14 protein-coding genes and 1 pseudogene are annotated in these 15,928 nt (G+C 70.1%); 5 read left to right on the plus strand and 10 right to left on the minus strand.

Going from position 1 to position 15,928, the window contains the following annotated elements; all coding sequences use genetic code 11:
• Nucleotides 1–68: 68 nt before the first annotated feature.
• Nucleotides 69–893: pseudogene (locus OG390_RS47580) on the minus strand (BadF/BadG/BcrA/BcrD ATPase family protein).
• 120 nt (nucleotides 894–1,013) lie between these two features.
• Between OG390_RS47580 and OG390_RS47585 the strand changes: the two are divergent.
• A complete protein-coding gene (locus tag OG390_RS47585) occupies nucleotides 1,014–1,892 on the plus strand; it encodes a carbohydrate ABC transporter permease (RefSeq protein WP_406176807.1) in 879 nt (292 codons plus the stop codon).
• 6 nt (nucleotides 1,893–1,898) lie between these two features.
• Nucleotides 1,899–3,731, plus strand: coding sequence for a hypothetical protein (locus OG390_RS47590; RefSeq protein WP_406176809.1), 1,833 nt, complete (start codon nucleotides 1,899–1,901; stop codon nucleotides 3,729–3,731).
• On the opposite strand, the gene OG390_RS47595 is transcribed toward OG390_RS47590, so the two are convergent.
• Nucleotides 3,661–4,356 (minus strand): nucleoside/nucleotide kinase family protein, encoded by a 696-nt coding sequence (locus OG390_RS47595; protein WP_406176811.1) that lies wholly within the window; start codon nucleotides 4,354–4,356, stop codon nucleotides 3,661–3,663. The genes OG390_RS47590 and OG390_RS47595 overlap by 71 nt on opposite strands.
• 50 nt (nucleotides 4,357–4,406) lie before the next feature.
• Nucleotides 4,407–4,727, minus strand: coding sequence for a DUF6191 domain-containing protein (locus OG390_RS47600; protein ID WP_406176813.1), 321 nt, complete (start codon nucleotides 4,725–4,727; stop codon nucleotides 4,407–4,409).
• Nucleotides 4,728–4,791: 64 nt separating this feature from the next.
• On the opposite strand from OG390_RS47600, the gene OG390_RS47605 reads away from it, so the two are divergent.
• The 3 genes from OG390_RS47605 to OG390_RS47615 all read left to right on the plus strand — a co-directional run bounded on the left by OG390_RS47605 (nucleotide 4,792) and on the right by OG390_RS47615 (nucleotide 8,338).
• Entirely contained in the window at nucleotides 4,792–5,190 is a 399-nt protein-coding gene (locus OG390_RS47605; protein ID WP_406176815.1) for a YybH family protein, read from the plus strand.
• A 65-nt stretch (nucleotides 5,191–5,255) separates the two neighbouring features.
• Nucleotides 5,256–5,996, plus strand: coding sequence for an HAD family hydrolase (locus tag OG390_RS47610; protein WP_406176817.1), 741 nt, complete (start codon nucleotides 5,256–5,258; stop codon nucleotides 5,994–5,996).
• Nucleotides 5,993–8,338: a glycoside hydrolase family 65 protein gene (locus OG390_RS47615; RefSeq protein WP_406176819.1), complete on the plus strand. Its 2,346-nt coding sequence runs from the start codon at nucleotides 5,993–5,995 to the stop codon at nucleotides 8,336–8,338. The genes OG390_RS47610 and OG390_RS47615 overlap by 4 nt, the downstream gene beginning before the upstream one ends.
• Before the next feature lie 16 nt (nucleotides 8,339–8,354).
• Here OG390_RS47615 and OG390_RS47620 read toward each other — a convergent pair whose 3' ends face one another.
• From OG390_RS47620 to OG390_RS47650, 7 genes are all read right to left on the minus strand, one after another.
• Nucleotides 8,355–9,602, minus strand: a complete 1,248-nt coding sequence (locus OG390_RS47620) for a serine hydrolase domain-containing protein (protein ID WP_406176821.1) — start codon at nucleotides 9,600–9,602, stop codon at nucleotides 8,355–8,357.
• A gap of 360 nt (nucleotides 9,603–9,962) precedes the next feature.
• On the minus strand, nucleotides 9,963–11,219 hold the full coding sequence (locus OG390_RS47625; protein WP_406176822.1) for a serine hydrolase domain-containing protein: 1,257 nt from the start codon (nucleotides 11,217–11,219) through the stop codon (nucleotides 9,963–9,965).
• A gap of 307 nt (nucleotides 11,220–11,526) precedes the next feature.
• A complete protein-coding gene (locus OG390_RS47630; RefSeq protein WP_406176824.1) occupies nucleotides 11,527–12,819 on the minus strand; it encodes a CAP domain-containing protein in 1,293 nt (430 codons plus the stop codon).
• A 35-nt stretch (nucleotides 12,820–12,854) separates the two neighbouring features.
• On the minus strand, nucleotides 12,855–13,169 hold the full coding sequence (locus tag OG390_RS47635; RefSeq protein ID WP_406176826.1) for a DUF1232 domain-containing protein: 315 nt from the start codon (nucleotides 13,167–13,169) through the stop codon (nucleotides 12,855–12,857).
• A 101-nt stretch (nucleotides 13,170–13,270) separates the two neighbouring features.
• The gene (locus OG390_RS47640) at nucleotides 13,271–14,143 is read right to left on the minus strand and encodes an MBL fold metallo-hydrolase (RefSeq protein ID WP_406176828.1); all 873 of its coding nucleotides are present in this window, start codon (nucleotides 14,141–14,143) and stop codon (nucleotides 13,271–13,273) included.
• A gap of 100 nt (nucleotides 14,144–14,243) precedes the next feature.
• Nucleotides 14,244–14,621: a hypothetical protein gene (locus OG390_RS47645; RefSeq protein WP_399082612.1), complete on the minus strand. Its 378-nt coding sequence runs from the start codon at nucleotides 14,619–14,621 to the stop codon at nucleotides 14,244–14,246.
• Between the two features lie 372 nt (nucleotides 14,622–14,993).
• Nucleotides 14,994–15,917, minus strand: a complete 924-nt coding sequence (locus OG390_RS47650) for a MurR/RpiR family transcriptional regulator (RefSeq protein WP_399082239.1) — start codon at nucleotides 15,915–15,917, stop codon at nucleotides 14,994–14,996.
• Nucleotides 15,918–15,928: the final 11 nt, after the last annotated feature.

The raw sequence follows: 15,928 nt of genomic DNA on the forward strand, positions 1-15,928 counted from the left end.
GTGTCGTACGAGCGAAGATCTACGGCCGAGTCATGTCGGGCCGGGTGGGGCTCGGCGTCCGAGACATGTCATACGCGTGAACGGGCCGGCGCCACCGCCCCCTCGACGGGTGGCACCCGCAAAGGCCTCGGCCAGCGACGCCACGAAGGCGTCGTACAGGGCGGGTTGGGCGAGGACGGTGCTGCCCGCCACCACGACGTCGTCGACGGCGACCCCACGTTCGGCGAGGCGCACGACGAGCCCGGCGAGCGCTCGTCCGCGCTCCGCGATCACCCGGCGGGCGAGCGCCGAGCCCGCCTCGGCGGCCGCGAACACGACTCGTGCGTGTCGCCCCCACTCGGCGGAGACATCCGTGGCGCTCTCCAAGGCCGCGCCGAGCGCGGGCACTTCGCTCACCTCGAACGCGGCGATGAGTGCCAGAGCCAGCGCGTCCGGGTCCTCGCCGCGATCGTGCGCGGCCCACGCGGCCCGTGCCGCCTCACGGACGAGACCGGCCGAACCGCCTTCGTCGCCGAGCACCGCACCCCAGCCACCGACCTGAACGGGGCTTCCGTCTGCGAGCCGGCCCACCGCCACTGATCCGGCACCGGCGACCAGGCCGACGCCCTTGTCGAGCCCCGCGGCGGGGACCAGGAGTTCGGCGTCACCCATGACGAGCGCGGGCACATCGAGCCGCTCCCGCAGCGCGGCGCGGATCTCCTCGCACTGGCGGGGCGTCTCGCAGGCGTGTCCGCCCACGGCGACGGCGGACGGACGTGTCCCGGTGGCAGCGCGTCACCGACCAGTGCGGTCAGCCACGCGGCGGCGGCCGGGTCGTGCGGCCGCCATCCACTGCTCGTACGGACGTGATCCGCGACGGAACGCTGTCCCGCGCGGGCACGGAGACGGTGCAGATGGGGTACGCCTCGGCGCTGGCCTGGGTGCTGTTCCTGGTCATCGCCGGCTTCACGGCGGTCAACTTCATTACCAGCCGCTACTGGGTCCACTACGACGACTGAGCGAGGAGTCAGCCCATGTCCGCCATCACCCCGTCCGTTTCGCCACTGCAGAAGCTGCGCTCGCTCAGCGGCCCCCGTCGCATCCTGGTCCATACGCTGCTGATCGGCATGGCGATCGCCATGCTGTACCCGCTGCTGTGGATGCTGAGCAGCTCGGTCAAGCCCGACACCGAGATCTTCACCCACCCCGGGCTCGTCCCGAACGCGCTGCGCCCGGAGAACTACTCCGAGGGCTGGAGCGGCTCCGGCAACTCCTTCTCCCTCTACATCACCAACTCGCTGATCGTCACGATCGGCGCGGTGATCGGCAACGTCGTCTCCTGCTCGCTGGCCGCCTACGCCTTCGCGCGCTTCGAGTTCCGCGGCAAGAAGATCTGGTTCGGCATCATGCTCGGCACGCTGATGCTGCCCATGCAGGCGACGCTGATCCCGCAGTACACGATCTTCTACAACCTGACCTGGATCAACACTTTCCTGCCGCTGATCGTGCCCAAGTTCCTCGCGGTGGACGCCTTCTTCATCTTCCTCATGGTCCAGTTCATCCGTTCCATTCCGCGCGAGCTGGACCAGGCCGCCATGATGGACGGCGCCAACCCCTTCCAGATCCACTGGAAGATCATCCTGCCCCTGATGCGCCCGGCCCTGGTCACCACGACCATCTTCACCTTCATCTGGACCTACGACGACTTCCTCAGCCAGCTCGTCTACCTCCAGCAGAACGCCCGTTTCACCGTGCCGCTCGGCCTCACCCTGTTCCTGGACAAGACCAGCGGCTCGTCGTACGGCGCGATGTTCGCCATGTCGACACTCGCCCTCCTGCCCACGCTCATCTGCTTCCTCATCTTCCAGAAGAGACTGGTAGAGGGCCTGGCGACCTCCGGCATGAAGGGCTGACATCCGGTGCATCTTCCCCATCAGCGCGGCCCGCTGCACGACCTCCCGGACGATCCGGCCGCGTACGACGCCGTCCTCACCGCCCTCGCCGAAGAGGCGCTGGCCCGCCTCACCCCCGAAGGCAGCCTCGAACACCCCGCCGCCCTCGACGACATCGGCGACACCTCACTCGGCATCACCGCGCTGCTGGCACTTGCCCGGCAGCGTACGAAGGATCCCCGCCTGCCGCAGGCCGTGTGCCGCAGCCTGCGCTTCCATCTGCGCGAGCGGGTGTTCACCGAGGACAACCCCGGTTACCCGAACCTGAGGATCCGCAGATCCGGCCTGCCGTACGCCCGTTACGTACTGGAAGCCGGCGCGCACCCCATCGGTGACTGGCCGAGCACGGTGTGGGCGCTGCTCCAGGCGGTGAACATCCTGGCCACGGCCGACCCGATCGTCCCCGACGAAGAACGCCACGAACTCGTCGAGCTGGCACACGGCTACTGGCACTGGCTCACCGAGGCGACATTCTTCAATCCTCAGGAGGCCGGGAACCAGGCCATCGGCTGTGTCGTCGGTGGGCTCATGCTCGCCCGCCACCTCCCCACGAAGGAAGCGGAGGCGGTCCGTGCCCGCGCCATGAGCCTGTACGGCGACGAGATCCGCGCCCGGCGGGTACGCGACCGGGGCGCGCTCCTGCCCCCGGAGCACGGTGGAGCGTACGACAACAACTACGGCCCGATCTCCCTGTCCTTCCTCGCCCAGGCCCACCGGATCAGCGGCGAGGAGATCTTCGCCGCGGACGGTGACGCCCTCGCCCGCTACATCGACGCGCGCCTGACTGTCGGCGGCTACGACAACGGCGGCCCCCGCTACAGCGAACAGCACTCCGGCTTCGAGTCGGTGCTCGGCCTGCGCTACTTCGGCCACCGCATCGGCGCCGACCTCGGCCGCTACCGGGGAGACACCCGCTGGGGCCGGCACGCGGTCCAACGGGACGGAGGCATCGACGGCCACTTCGCCTTCATGCTGGTCTGGCAGATCCAGGACACCTCGCGCTGGCACCGCGCACCCTCGAAGGACCCCGTACGCCATCAACTCCGCGCGGGAACGGTCTCGGTGGCCTTCGACGACCGGATGACCCCGTCGCTGGTCGAGGCGGTGGGCACGTACTACCTGGCCGCCGCGGTCAACCGCCGGCACGGCTTCGGCCCGGTCACCGACGGGTTCCTGCTGTGCCGCCCCATGGGCGAGGTCCGCGTACGCGACCTGCGCACCGACGCGCTGACGGCCAAGCTCGTCAGCAAGCCGGTCGTCGGCCGCGACCACGTCCTGCGCCACGTCCGGTCCCTGTACGTCACCAACGGCACGAGCCTGTGGGTGACGGTCGCCGTGGAACGGCTGGACGGAACTCCCTACCTGCTCGCCGGGCTGCCGTACGCCAAGGACGACGGCGACCGGGTCCGCAGAACCGCGGAGTCCGACGTGACCTCCGCCGGTGCCCTGAGGCTGACGCACCCGCGGGCGGAGGGCGCCGACCACTTCGACGCCCGCTCGGAGACGACCCAGGAGCTGGCGGCCTTCGCCCTGGCGGCCGACCCGCGCGGCTACGGCAACCCGGACGACGGCTGGCGGCATCTCGTGGCCTCCACGGCCCTCGAAGCGGACCCGGCTCCCGGCGCTCCGGAGGAACTGCACGTCTTCGCGGTGCGGTACGGCCCCGGCGGCGCCTTCACCCCCGCTTTCGAGGGGAGCCCGGCGGAACTGACCATCCGCACCGAGGCGTTCACCGCACGGATCGGCGATCCCGCGGGCGATCCGCGAGGGGAACCCGAACTGGAGCTCCGTCCGCGCTGACCGCCGCATCGACGACCAGGTCGGCGCGTTCCCGTGTAGCGGCGACCAGGTCGGCGTTGCGCTGGTCCGTACCGAGCACCCAGGCCACCGCCGTGTCGTGGTCCTTGCCGAACTCCTCGTGGCGGGCGACCAGACGCCGCAGGCGTTCGGCCTCGTCGAGCTCGCAGAACCAGACCTCGTCCAGCTGCGCCCGCGCGCGAGCCCAGTCGGCATCCCCGAGGAGCAGGTAGTTGCCCTCGGTCACGACGAGGCGGGCGGTGCGGGGCACGGGGACGGCACCCGCGATCGGTTGCTCCAGAATCCGTTCGAAGCCGGGCGCGTAGACGGGGTCGTCCTCGTCCTCCCGCAGCCGGCGCAGCAGCGCCGCGTACCCCGCCGCGTCGAACGTGTCGGGAGCGCCCTTGCGGTCGCGGCGGCCCAGGCGGTCCAACTCGACGTCCGCGAGATGGAAACCGTCCATCGGCACCTGAGCGACCCAGGCAGGACCGGCACCGTTCAGCCGCCGGACCAGGCGCTCGGCGAGTGTCGTCTTGCCCGCACCGGGACTACCGGCGATACCGAGGAGGGCGCGCCGCCCGGGACGCACCAGCGATGCCGCCCGCTCCAGAAGATCGTCGAAGGTCATGGGCGACCCGTTCTCCCCGACTTCCTGTTCCGTATCCACCGGCGCCGCGCCTACCGTCCGGCCGGCGGCATCCGCACGACCGCGGTCCCGCCGACCAGATCGACCGTCGTCCGGTTCGGCGGCGCACCGTCCTCCTCGTTGTCCCGCATCAGCAGGGCCGACTGCCGCTCCTTGAGCTCGTTCTGCTTGCCCGGCGACAGACTCGCGTGCAGCTGCTCGAACCCGGTCGCGGATATCTGGCCCTGCCGCGCACCGTTCCGCCAGGGCAGCAGGCCCGCCCGTCCCGCCCGGAGCAGCAGCTGATCCGCGAAGGCCACCAGCGTCAGCAGGATGACCAGGCCGGGCAAGGTCATGAAGACGGCGAATTCCATGGCCCCAGTATCCGTGCCGGGCAGCGGTTGAGAAGTCCCGGACAGGACGGGGCATGCATGGACCATGAACAACGATGACCAGGAGCAGATCCGTACCCTGATCGAGCGCTGGGCCGCCGCGGTTCACCAGCGCGACCTCGACGGTGTGCTGGTGGACCACACGGACGACATCGTGATGTACGACGTGCCGCCGCCCTACGAGGGGGTTCATGGCATCGACGCGTACCGCGAGACCTGGCCGCCGTTCTTCGAGTGGCAGGCGCAGGGCGCGGCGTTCGAGATCGAGTCCCTCGACGTCACCGCCGGCGATGATGTGGCGTACGCGCACGCCCTGCTGCGCTGCGGAACCGCGAAGGAGTTTGCCGAACAGCCCGACCTTCGCCTGCGGCTCACCCTCGGACTGCGCAAGGAACAAGGGCGCTGGAGGGTCGCCCACGAGCACCATTCGTACCCGCACGACTGATCCGACGCGACGCGGTGTGTTGTTCGCCACCCACTGTCCGCAGGTCCCCGGGGCACACTCCTCCTATGACAGAGCTCGGTCTTCCGAAAGAAATCCTGGCCTGCCTCTTCGACCTCGACGGCGTCATCACCAAGACCGCCGTCGTCCACGCGGCTGCCTGGAAGCGGACGTTCGACGACTTCCTGCGGGAGCGCGGCGGCGACGGATTCCGTCCCTTCGACGACACCGCCGACTACGACGAGTACGTGGACGGACGCCCCCGTGCCGACGGCGTCCGCACCTTCCTCGCCTCTCGCGGCATAGAACTGCCAGAGGGGGCGCCCGACGACCCACCGGACCGCATGACCGTCCACGGCCTGGGCAACCGCAAGAACGACCTGCTGCTGGAGCTGATCCGCAGCGATGGCGTCGAGGCGTACGACGGCACGCTGCGTTACATCGAAGCGGTGCGCGCGAGCGGGCTGCGGACCGCGGTCGTCTCCTCCAGCACCAACTGCCGCGACATCCTGCGCTCGGTCGGCGCGGAGTCCCTCTTCGACGTACGGATCGACGGTGTCGTCGCCGCCGAGCGGCGGCTTCCCGGCAAGCCGCACCCCGACACGTTCCTGGCCGCCGCGCGGGACCTCGGAGTCGAGGCCGCGGAATCCGCCGTCTTCGAGGACGCGCTGGCCGGCATGGACGCGGGCCGCTCCGGCCACTTCGGGTACGTCGTCGGCGTCGACCGGGTGGGACAGGGCGCCGCCCTGCGCGCACACGGCGCGGACATCGTCGTACGGGATCTGGCGGAACTGGGGGAGCGGGCGTGATCACCCACACGTCGTACGGCGTCGAGCCCTGGATCCTGCGCGAGCACGACCTCCACCTCGACCTTCTGCCGCAGAGCGAGTCCGTGTTCGCCCTCTCCAACGGACATGTCGGCTGGCGCGGCAACCTCGACGAGGGCGAACCCCACGGCCTTCCGGGCTCCTATCTGAACGGCGTCCACGAGGTCCACCCGCTGCCCTACGCCGAGGCGGGATACGGCTACCCCGAGTCCGGCCAGACGGTCATCAACGTCACCAATGGCAAGATCATCCGTCTGCTGGTCGACGACGAGCCGTTCGATCTGCGCTACGGACGGCTGCGCTCCCACGAACGCGTGCTCGACCTGCGCACCGGCCTGCTCACCCGGACCTGCGAGTGGACCTCACCGGCCGGCTCCACGGTGCGCGTGCGCTCCACCCGGCTGGTGTCCTTCACCCAACGGGCGATCGCCGCCGTCGCGTACGAGGTGGAGGCCGTCGACGCCCGCGTCCGCGTGGTCGTCCAGTCGGAGCTCGTGGCCAACGAGCAGTTGCCCGGCCGGGGCGGCGACCCGCGGGCCGCGACCGCCCTGCAGGCGCCGCTGGAGGCGGAGGAACATTTCGCGGCGGGCCGGCGGCTGCGGCTCGTGCATCGCACCCGGCGCAGCGGACTGCGGGTCGCCACGGCCGCCGACCACGTCGTCAACGGGCCCGAGCCGACCACCACGAGCAGCGAGAGCGGCGACGACATCGCCCGGCTCACCGTCACCTCCGTCCTGGCACCCGGCGAGAAGCTGTGTCTGGAGAAAGTCGTCTCCTACGGCTGGTCGAGCACCCGGTCCCTGCCGGCCGTACGCGATCAGGTCGACGCGGCGCTCGCGGCGGCCGAACACGGCGGCTGGCAGGCGCTGGTCGACGAACAGCGCGCCTATCTGGACGACTTCTGGGCGCGCGCCGATGTCGAGGTGGAGGGCGACGAAGAGATCCAGCAGGCCGTCCGCTTCGCCCTCTTCCACGTCCTGCAGGCCGGCGCCCGCGCCGAACAGCGCGCGATACCCGCCAAGGGGCTCACCGGCTCCGGATACGACGGCCACGCCTTCTGGGACACCGAGACCTTCGTACTGCCGCTGCTCACCTACACCTCGCCCGGCGCCGTCGCCGAGGCACTGCGCTGGCGCCAGAACACCTTGCCCGCCGCACGCGAGCGGGCGGCCCAACTCGGCCTGCGGGGCGCCGCGTTCCCCTGGCGCACCATCGAGGGCTCGGAGGGCTCGGCGTACTGGCCCGCCGGCACGGCCGCCTTCCATGTGAACGCCGACATCGCCGACGCCGTGGTCCGCTACACCGCTGTCACCGGCGACGCGCGGTTCGAACGCGACACCGGGGTCCAGCTGCTGGTCGAGACGGCACGCCTGTGGCGCTCGCTCGGCCACCACGACCACCAGGGGAAGTTCCACATCGACGGGGTGACGGGACCCGACGAATACAGCGCGGTCGCCGACGACAACACGTACACCAACCTCATGGCCCGTGCGAACCTCCTGGCCGCCGCGGACGTCGTCGAGCGCCACCCTCGGCGAGCCGCGGAGCTCGGCGTCGACGCCGAGGAGAGTGCCGCCTGGCACGACGCCGCCGACGCCATGCACATCCCCTACAACGACGAACTCCGCGTCCACGAACAGCACGCCGGGTTCACCCGCTACCAGCGCTGGGACTTCGCCGCCACCCGGCCCGACCAGTACCCGCTGATGCTGCACTTCCCGTACTTCGACATCTACCGCAAACAGGTCGTCAAGCAGGCCGACCTGGTGCTCGCGATGTACAAGTGCAGCCCCTTCTTCGACGAGGAGCACACGGCCCGCAACTTCGCCTACTACGAGCCCCTCACCGTCCGGGACTCCTCCCTGTCCGCCTGCTGCCAGGCCGTGATCGCGGTCGAGGCCGGGCATCCGGGCCTCGCCTACGACTACTTGGTGGAGGCCGCGCTGATGGATCTGGAGGACCTGGAGCACAACACCCGTGACGGCCTGCACATCGCCTCGCTCGCCGGGACCTGGATGGCCCTGGTGGCCGGGTTCGGGGGCATGCGCCACCACGGCGGCACCCTGGAGTTCGCGCCCCGGCTGCCGGAGCGCTTCAGCCGGCTCGCCTTCTCCCTGGAGCTCCTCGGCCGCCGTCTGCGCGTGGAGATCGAGCCGGGCGTCGCCACGTACACGCTGGTGACCGGCGAGCCCCTGGAGATCCGCCATTACCGCGAACCCGTCACCGTCGACGCCGACAAGCCCCAGGGCCTTCCCATCCCGGCGCCGAGGCTGCGCCCCGCCCCCGACCAGCCGCCGCACCGGCGGCCGAACCGTCAGGGGTGAGGCGCGGCGCGAGCGGTCAGTAGCGGGCGACGCCGGGTGCGATGTTCTCGTTCCGCTCCACGGGCGCGGCGCCGCGCGGGGCGGCCTTGGGCGCGGGCTTGCCGCAGAACGCGGATTCCAGGGTGGCGTACATGGTGTTGAGCACAGCGGTGTTGTTGGAGGTGTTCGCCAGGGCGGTGAGGCTGCGCTTGCCGTCCTTCGAGGTGAAGGCGTACGTGTAGTAGCCCTGCACAGTGCCCGTGTGCCCGTACACGGAGACTCCGCACGACAGGTCACGGCGGCGCAGCCCGAGGCCGTAGCTCGTGGTGCTGTTGACCGTCGTCCACTTGCGCATCTGCGTCAGCTGGGCGGCGGACATGAGCTTGCCGCGGATCAGGGCGGAGTAGAAGGTGTTCAGGTCGTGCGCGGTGGAGATGATCGCGCCCGCGCTCTGCGCCCAGGAGACCGTCTGCTTCGTCGCGTCCACCAGGGCGGCACCGGCCGCGTCGGGGGTGAGGTAGCCATTGGCGTGGCGACCCGGGATCGCCGTGCCGGGGTGGACGTAGAAGGTTTCGGAGAGGTTGAGGGGCTCGAAGATGCGGTTCTGGTATTCCGTGGCCACGGAATGGCCGGTGAGCTTCTCGATGAGCATGCCCGCGACGACGAAATTGGTGTTCGAGTACGCATAGGCCGCGCCCGGCGCGTTGGTGCGCGGCTTCTTCAAGGAGAGCTTCACCAGGTCCCGGTAGCCGAACACCTTGTTGCGGACGGCCTCGAAGCCGGGGACCGTCTGGGCGAACATGTCGTTGGTGTAGTCGTACAGGCCGCTGCGGTGGCTCAGCACATGGCGCACGGTGATCCCGTTGTCGGGCAGCAGCCCGGGCAGATATCTGTTGACCGAGCGGTCCAGCTTCAGCTTGCCCTCGCCGACGAGTTGGAGCAGCACCACGGCGGAGAAGGTCTTGGTGACGCTGCCGACGCGAAACCGGTCCTTGGTGCTGATGGCCCGTCGGGTGGTCCGGTCGGCGACTCCCCCGGTCAGCCGGTGCACTGTGCCGTTGTCGTCGATCCGCGCCATCGCGCCGGGGGCTCCCTGCGTCAGCGCCGTGCGCAGCACCTTGCGCAGCCCGGCGTCGTCGGGCGCCGCCAACGCCCCCGCCGCCGCGACCCGTTCGGTGTCGGCTCCACCGGTGGCCGCGGGCGCCGCGGCCTGCGCGGGGGCCGCCAGGAGGGACACCAGAACCGCGCCGAGCGCCGTACCCGTGCCCACCGTTGCTGAGACCATCTGATTTCTCTCCCGAGTTCCTTCTGCCGGATTGATTCCAGCACGGACCGCGCCGCGGATGCGGGCGTCGGCACCATCTCTACGCGCTGGAAGACGGACTGGGTTGCATTGCCCGGGGATGCATCAGAATCGGTGAATTCGAATCGGTGAATTGGCGGAAAAGAGGCAGCGGCAGTGGCTGCGGGGCCGATGTCCATGTGGGTGAAGTCGGGGTGGAGGATGTCGGCGTGGTGGCCGGGGCTGTTCATCCGGCCGCGGACGGCAGTTGACGACTCACCCCGGCCCCGAAGCTGCGCCCGGCCCCTGGCGGGCCGCCGCACCGGCGGCCGAAGCGTGCGGGGTCAGGCGCAGCCGGGGAGGTCAGTTGAGGGTGATGGCCGGTGCGATGTCCTCGTGCCGCTCCTGGGGCGCCGCGCTGCGTGTGGCGGCCTTGGTCGCGGACTTGCCGCAGAACGCGGATTCCAGAGTGCGGGCCATGGTGTTCAGCACATCGGCGTTGTTGGAGGTGTTGGCGAGCGAGCTGATGGTGCGCTTGCCGTCCTTCGAGGTGAACGCGTAGGTGTAGTAGCCCTGCACGGTGCCCGTGTGCCCGTAGACGGACACCCCGCACGACAGGTCCCGGCGGCGCAGACCGAGGCCGTAGCCCTGGGTGCTGTTGACCGTGGTCCACTGCTGCATCTGCGCCAGTTGGGCGGCGGACATCAGCTTTCCGCCCATCAGTGCCGAGAAGAAGACGTTCAGGTCATGGGTGCTGGAGATCATCGCGCCGGCGCTCTGCGCCCAGGAGACCGTCTGCTCGGTGGAGTCCACCAGAGCGCCGCCGCCGTCGGGCGGGAGGTAGCCGTTGATGTGCGTCCCCGGGATCGCTGTGTCGGGGTGCACGTAGAGGGTGTCGCTCAGCTCCAGCGGATTGATGATGCGGTTCTGGTACTCCGTGGCCACGGGATGGCCGGTGAGCTTCTCGATGAGCATGCCCGCGACGACGAAGTTGGTGTTGGAGTATGAGTAGGCGGCGCCCGGCGCGTTGGTGAGAGGCTGCTGCAGAGACAGGTTCACCAGGTCCTGGTAGCTGAAGACCTTGTTGCGCACCGCTTCGAAGCCGGGGACCGTGTCGGCGAACATGTCGTTGGTGTAGTCGTACAGGCCGCTGCGGTGGCTCAGCACGTGCCGCACCGTGATCCGGTCGTCGGGCAGCAGTCCGGGCAGATACGTGTTCACCGAGGTGTCGAGGTCCAGCTTGCCCTCGTCCACCAGTTGCAGCAGTACGACGGCGGAGAAGCTCTTGGTCGCGCTCCCGATCCTGAAGCGGTCGCTCGCGTTCATGGCGCGCCCGGAGCCCCGGTCGGCGACCCCCCTGGCCACCGTGTAGGCCGTGCCGTCGTCGTCGATCCGCGCCATGGCTCCCGGTGCGCCCTGGCTGATCGCCGTCTTCATGACGTCGGCCAGCCCCGTCACATCCGGCGCCGCAAGATCCTGGGCCGTCGTCGGCGAAGTCGCCGTGCGGGAAATGGCGTTGACGCCGTCCGCAGCGGGCCCGGCGGCCTGTGCGGGAACCGCCAGGAGGGACACCAGAACCGCGCCGAGCGCCGTACCTGTGCCGACCATTCCTGAGACCATCTGCTCTTCTCCCCTGTCGTTCCGCCGGTGCCACTCGCCCCGGCCTGATCGCGCCCTGAACATGGGACGGCTCATTCTGTACGCGTGGGGCGGCTGAGCAGGTTGCATTGTTCTGCCACCTGCGGTGAAACGACGGTCTTGAGCCACGAACGGCCGAATCTCGCGTCCGCACGTGTCATTTCAGCGCCGGTCCGGACACGCGTGTCGCACCCGAAAGCCCCTGCCGGCCGCCGAGAGTTACAGTCGGCCGCCGAAGCGCCCTCAGCCCGCGGCCGAAGCGTTCTTGTCGGCGGCCCCGGCGCCCCGGTCAGCCTCCGAAGAGCTGTGTCCAGTACGTGCCCGCCTCGCCGCCGCCCGCGAAGCCGACGCCTATGTGGGTGAAGTCGGGCTTGAGGATGTTGGCGCGGTGGCCGGGGCTGTTCATCCAGCCGCGGACGACCTCGGCGGAGGAGCGCTGACCGCACGCGATGTTCTCGCCGACGGTGCGGCGGGTGGAGCCCGCGGCGGCGGCCCGGTCCCAGGGTTGGCTGCCGTCGGGTGAGGTGTGGGCGTAGAAGGCGCGGGCCACCATGTCGGCGCTGTGGGCCTGGGCCGCCGCGGTGAGCGGGGAATCGCCGGACAGCGGCGGCAGACCGGCCGCGGCCCGTTCGGCGTTGGTGAGGGCGATGACCTCGCGTGTCGTCCGCTCCAGGCCCGCGGGGCTGAAGGGCAGTGCCCACAGCGCCGTCCAGTACAAAACGCCGGAGCGACCGTCGCTGACGTACGCCAGCCCCGCCTGGCGGAACCCGGGGTCGCACAGAGTGCGCCGGGACTGCTCGGAGGAGAGGCAGTACTCCACGAACTCCGCCGGTGTGCGCGGGCCGGACACGAGGTGTTCGCCGATGGTGAGATACGCGTATCCGGCCGAGGCGACGCGCTGGTACACGGACACACCGTCCGGGCTCTCGGAACGGAGCTGTCCGCGGGCGGCCATGCCGGAGGCGTGGGCCCGCGCCGCGGCCGTCAGCCGTGCGTCGAGGGAGACGGGCGGGGAACCGGCCGCGGAGCGGGCGGCATTCACCGGACCGAGGAATCCGTCCGGGTCGGCCGTCGCGCCGGGGGACGGTTCCGCCGGGGCGTCGTCCTCGCTGACATCCACCCCGAAGTCCCGGGCGATGCCGGCCAGTCCGTCCGCATAGCCCTGGCTCAGGGCGCGGAGTTTCCAGGAGGTGCCTCGCCGATACAGCTCGGCGAGCAGCAGCAGCGTCTCCCGCTGTGGTCGTGGCGGGGTGAACCGGGCGAGGGGACGACCGTCCGGTGCGATGACGTGCAGCGTGGGCGCGGGCAGTTGCCCCAGGGGCGTCGCGGGGTCGGCGGGGCTGACGACCACGGTGACGCGGCTGGCTCCGGGCCGCAGCCTCAGGGGATCGATGGTCAGGCGCTCGCCCTGGAGGCGGGCGCCGGGCGCGGACGGCTGGTTGTAGAACACGAAGTCGCCGTCGCCGCGCACCTTCCCGCTGTCGTCGGTGACGAGCGCGGACACATCGAAGGGGCCCGGCACCCTGAGGGTCAGGGTGCCGCCCGGCAGGGGCATATTGGCCCCGGGAACCAGCTCGCTCATGGTGCCGCCCGTCGACGTGGTGCTCGCTACAGACGTCAACGTCGTGTCGGCGCACGCGGGTTCCCGCGCATGTCGGGCAGCGGTTCCTTCGGCAGGGCGCGCAGCGACCGCAGGGCCAGCAGCAGTACGCCGATGTCGTCGAGATACACGGGGTCGGGCAGCAGGTCGGCCGGGAGCACGAGGTAGAGGACCGCGCCCCAGAAGACCCAGCGCGGCCCGGACGGCAGTCCGGCCCGCCGCAGGTCGCGGCGGGCGCGGACGAGCCGGATCAGGAGCACGATGGCCACCGCGAGGGCAGCGGCGGCCAGCACCGCGACAACGAGGATCAACGTCCACGCTGTGGAATCCATGCGACCGTCCAGTCCGCTCGTCGGGCTGTTCGCTCTGCGTGTTCCCGCCCACGCCGTTTCCTATCGCGCCGGCTTGGGCCATTCGCGGTGCATCCGCGTTCCTAATCCCCGTCCGGAGTGTCGCGGCGGCAGATCACGAAGTCGTCGAACACATGGCGTCCCGGCCGGTCGCCGACGGTCTCGATCGCCGCTCGGATGCCACGCAGTTGATCCGTGGTCATCTGCAGCGGCGGCTCGTCGGGTTGATGTGTGGTGCGCACCGGGTAGTCCCGGCCCTGTTGCCGGGTCATCTCGATGTGGCAGCCGAGGACGTGGGTGACCGGCCGGGTGGCACAGAAGTCGATCAGCCGGTCGATCGTGCGGGTGAACGCCGGCCAGTCCTCCACGTACAGACGGCCGGGATAGACCGTGTCGCCGGTGAGCAGGAACCCGGTCCCGGGGTCGAAGAAGGTCACCGCCGCCTCGTGATGCCCCGGCGTCGCCAGGCATTCGAGGACACGGCCACCCAGGTCGACCCGGGCGACGCCCTCGGGATCGTCGTGGAAGCCGAAGAACTCCCAGGCGCTGTCCAGGGCCGCGTCCACGACTCTGGTGCCGGGACGGCCGGTGAACTGACCGTCCCCCGCGATGTGGTCGCCGTGCGGATGCGTGTGCAGCACCAGGAGCTCGTAGGCGTCCCGGGGATGTGCGGCCAACCAGGTCTCCATCACCTCGTCGACCACGCGACGCAGCGGGAAGTACTCGGCGGACGCGGTGGCGCCGGTGTCGATCAGAACGGCCCGTTCCTCACCGAACAGCAGGAACATGAAGGGCGCTTCGTAGTCGATCGCCATGTTCTGTCGGAGGATCACCGTGTGCGCGTCGTACGCGTGGACCTGGATGTCGGGATCGGTGTTGTGCTTGGCCGACGGCGACCCGTGAATCCACCGTACGTCGAGGGTGCGCGCCGGTGCGGATCCCTCGGCTCCCTCCACTCCCCGCGCTCCACCTGCGACAACCTGCGGCGGCCTGTGCGTGTCCACGGCGACTCCTCGGTGACGGTCCTGCCGTAACCATCACACAGGCCCCGGGATCTCAGTTTCGCGCGGCGCTGCCGTCCGTCAGCGCGTGGGTCACCGCGCGGATGCTGCGGGCGATGTGCTGGAGCTGCATGACCTCGGCGGCGTACAGCTTGATGGTGTGCTCGATGACCCCTTCGTGCAGCCCCAGGGCGGGCAGTTCGGCCCGGGCGGTCTGCAGCGCGGTGCGGGCGACCCGTATCTCGTGCTGCACCTGGATCTGGGCGTGGCGGGCGAGGAGTACGGGGTGCTTGAGCAGGACGGGGTAGCTCGCGTAGCGGCTCGGCACCAGCTCACGCAGCCATTTGACCGCCGATCGCTCCCAGTCGAAGCTGCCGGGGGTCTTGACCTGGCACGGCCAGTCCGAGGTGATCGGTGAGTATGTCAGGGCCATGTTCATCGCTTCCGGGTTACGTCGGCGGGAAGGGTCGTGGGGGGTCTGGGGCGGCCCCGGTCTAGGGGATGGCCGGGGCCGCCACCACGGGCGCTCGCGCAAGCGGGGCCCGTCTGAACACCCGGGACCCGATGCGGGTAGGAGCGGACGGTCCCGGGTGGTCGTCGGACGCGACCCGGAGGGCCTCCTGGTCGCGATCCGCGAGAAGTATTTATATATACCGCCGGATACGCAAGAACATGAAAACATTCATGCGCGAATTGAGGCGAATGATCCCGTGATGCCGTGGTGGCGGGCGGTACGGGAAAGGGTTTTCTGCAAGGGGCGCCCGAGAGCTCCACGACGGTCGATCGGGAGCTCGACGAAGAAAACTCAGTCCTTGAGGAAGAACTGGTGCTGCTCGGCGACCTGCTCGTACTCCTCCAGGCGGGCCTGCGTCCGCTCCGGATCGGCGTCGGTCATGGCCTGCAGCAGCGCCGCCGACATCACGACGGGCGCGGCGTAGGAGTCGAAGACGAGGCGTGACCCGGTGCCGATGGTGAAGGTGACGTCCGCCTCGTCCGCCAGCGGTCCGAGCCCCAGGTCGGTGATCAGGGCCACCTGGAGCCCGGCGCTGCGCGCGACCCGCAGGGCCGTGAGCGTCTCCTGGGCGTGCCGCGGCATCCCGAAGGCCAGCACCCAGGTGCCGCCCGCCTCGCGCGACTGGAGGAGTGCGTCGTAGGCGACGCTGCCGCCCCGGGTCACCAGCCGTACGTCCGGATGGATGCGCCGTGCGGCGTAGGCGAAGTACTCGGCCAGCGACACGGAGATCCGCAGTCCCAGCACGGTCAGCGGCGTCGACTTCGACAGCGCCCGGCCGACACGGATCACCTCGTCCGGATCGGCGAAGTCCCTCCGCAGGTTCTCCAGGTTCTCGATCTCGGCGTCCACCGCCGCCTGCAGCTCGTTGCTCGTGGTCTCCGCGGGCGTGCCCGGCGTGCTGCCGAGGATGCTGAGCGCGATCGACTGGAGCTTCTCCCGTAGCGCGGGGTAACCACTGAAGCCGACCGCTGCCGCGAAACGGGTGACCGAGGGCTGGCTGACGCCCACGCGCTCCGCGAGATCCGTGATCGACAGGAAGGCCGCCTCGGTGATGTGCTCGATCAGGTACTGCGCGATGCGCCGCTGGCCCGGTGAGAGCCGCGGTCCGTCGAACAGCTCCCTGAGCTGGGCCGTGGGAGCCACGCTCGCCTCCGGGGCCTTCTTGCCCGAGGTGATAGCGGATGCCTGTGCGCGTGCCTGCTGCGGCGATGGCACCGGTGCGCCTC

The sequence above is a fragment of the Streptomyces sp. NBC_00996 genome (assembly GCF_045162675.1).
In the GTDB taxonomy this organism is placed as follows: Bacteria; Actinomycetota; Actinomycetes; order Streptomycetales; family Streptomycetaceae; genus Streptomyces.

Bases quoted from the DNA above. Each gene is read 5' to 3' on its own strand.
- OG390_RS47635 (WP_406176826.1), bottom strand. From the start codon at position 13,169: ATGGATTCCACAGCGTGGACGTTGATCCTCGTTGTCGCGGTGCTGGCC.
- OG390_RS47610 (WP_406176817.1), top strand. From the start codon at position 5,256: ATGACAGAGCTCGGTCTTCCGAAAGAAATCCTGGCCTGCCTCTTCGAC.
- OG390_RS47595 (WP_406176811.1), bottom strand. From the start codon at position 4,356: ATGACCTTCGACGATCTTCTGGAGCGGGCGGCATCGCTGGTGCGTCCC.
- OG390_RS47585 (WP_406176807.1), top strand. From the start codon at position 1,014: ATGTCCGCCATCACCCCGTCCGTTTCGCCACTGCAGAAGCTGCGCTCG.
- OG390_RS47630 (WP_406176824.1), bottom strand. From the start codon at position 12,819: ATGAGCGAGCTGGTTCCCGGGGCCAATATGCCCCTGCCGGGCGGCACC.
- OG390_RS47620 (WP_406176821.1), bottom strand. From the start codon at position 9,602: ATGGTCTCAGCAACGGTGGGCACGGGTACGGCGCTCGGCGCGGTTCTG.
- OG390_RS47605 (WP_406176815.1), top strand. From the start codon at position 4,792: ATGAACAACGATGACCAGGAGCAGATCCGTACCCTGATCGAGCGCTGG.
- OG390_RS47645 (WP_399082612.1), bottom strand. From the start codon at position 14,621: ATGGCCCTGACATACTCACCGATCACCTCGGACTGGCCGTGCCAGGTC.
- OG390_RS47600 (WP_406176813.1), bottom strand. From the start codon at position 4,727: ATGGAATTCGCCGTCTTCATGACCTTGCCCGGCCTGGTCATCCTGCTG.
- OG390_RS47625 (WP_406176822.1), bottom strand. From the start codon at position 11,219: ATGGTCTCAGGAATGGTCGGCACAGGTACGGCGCTCGGCGCGGTTCTG.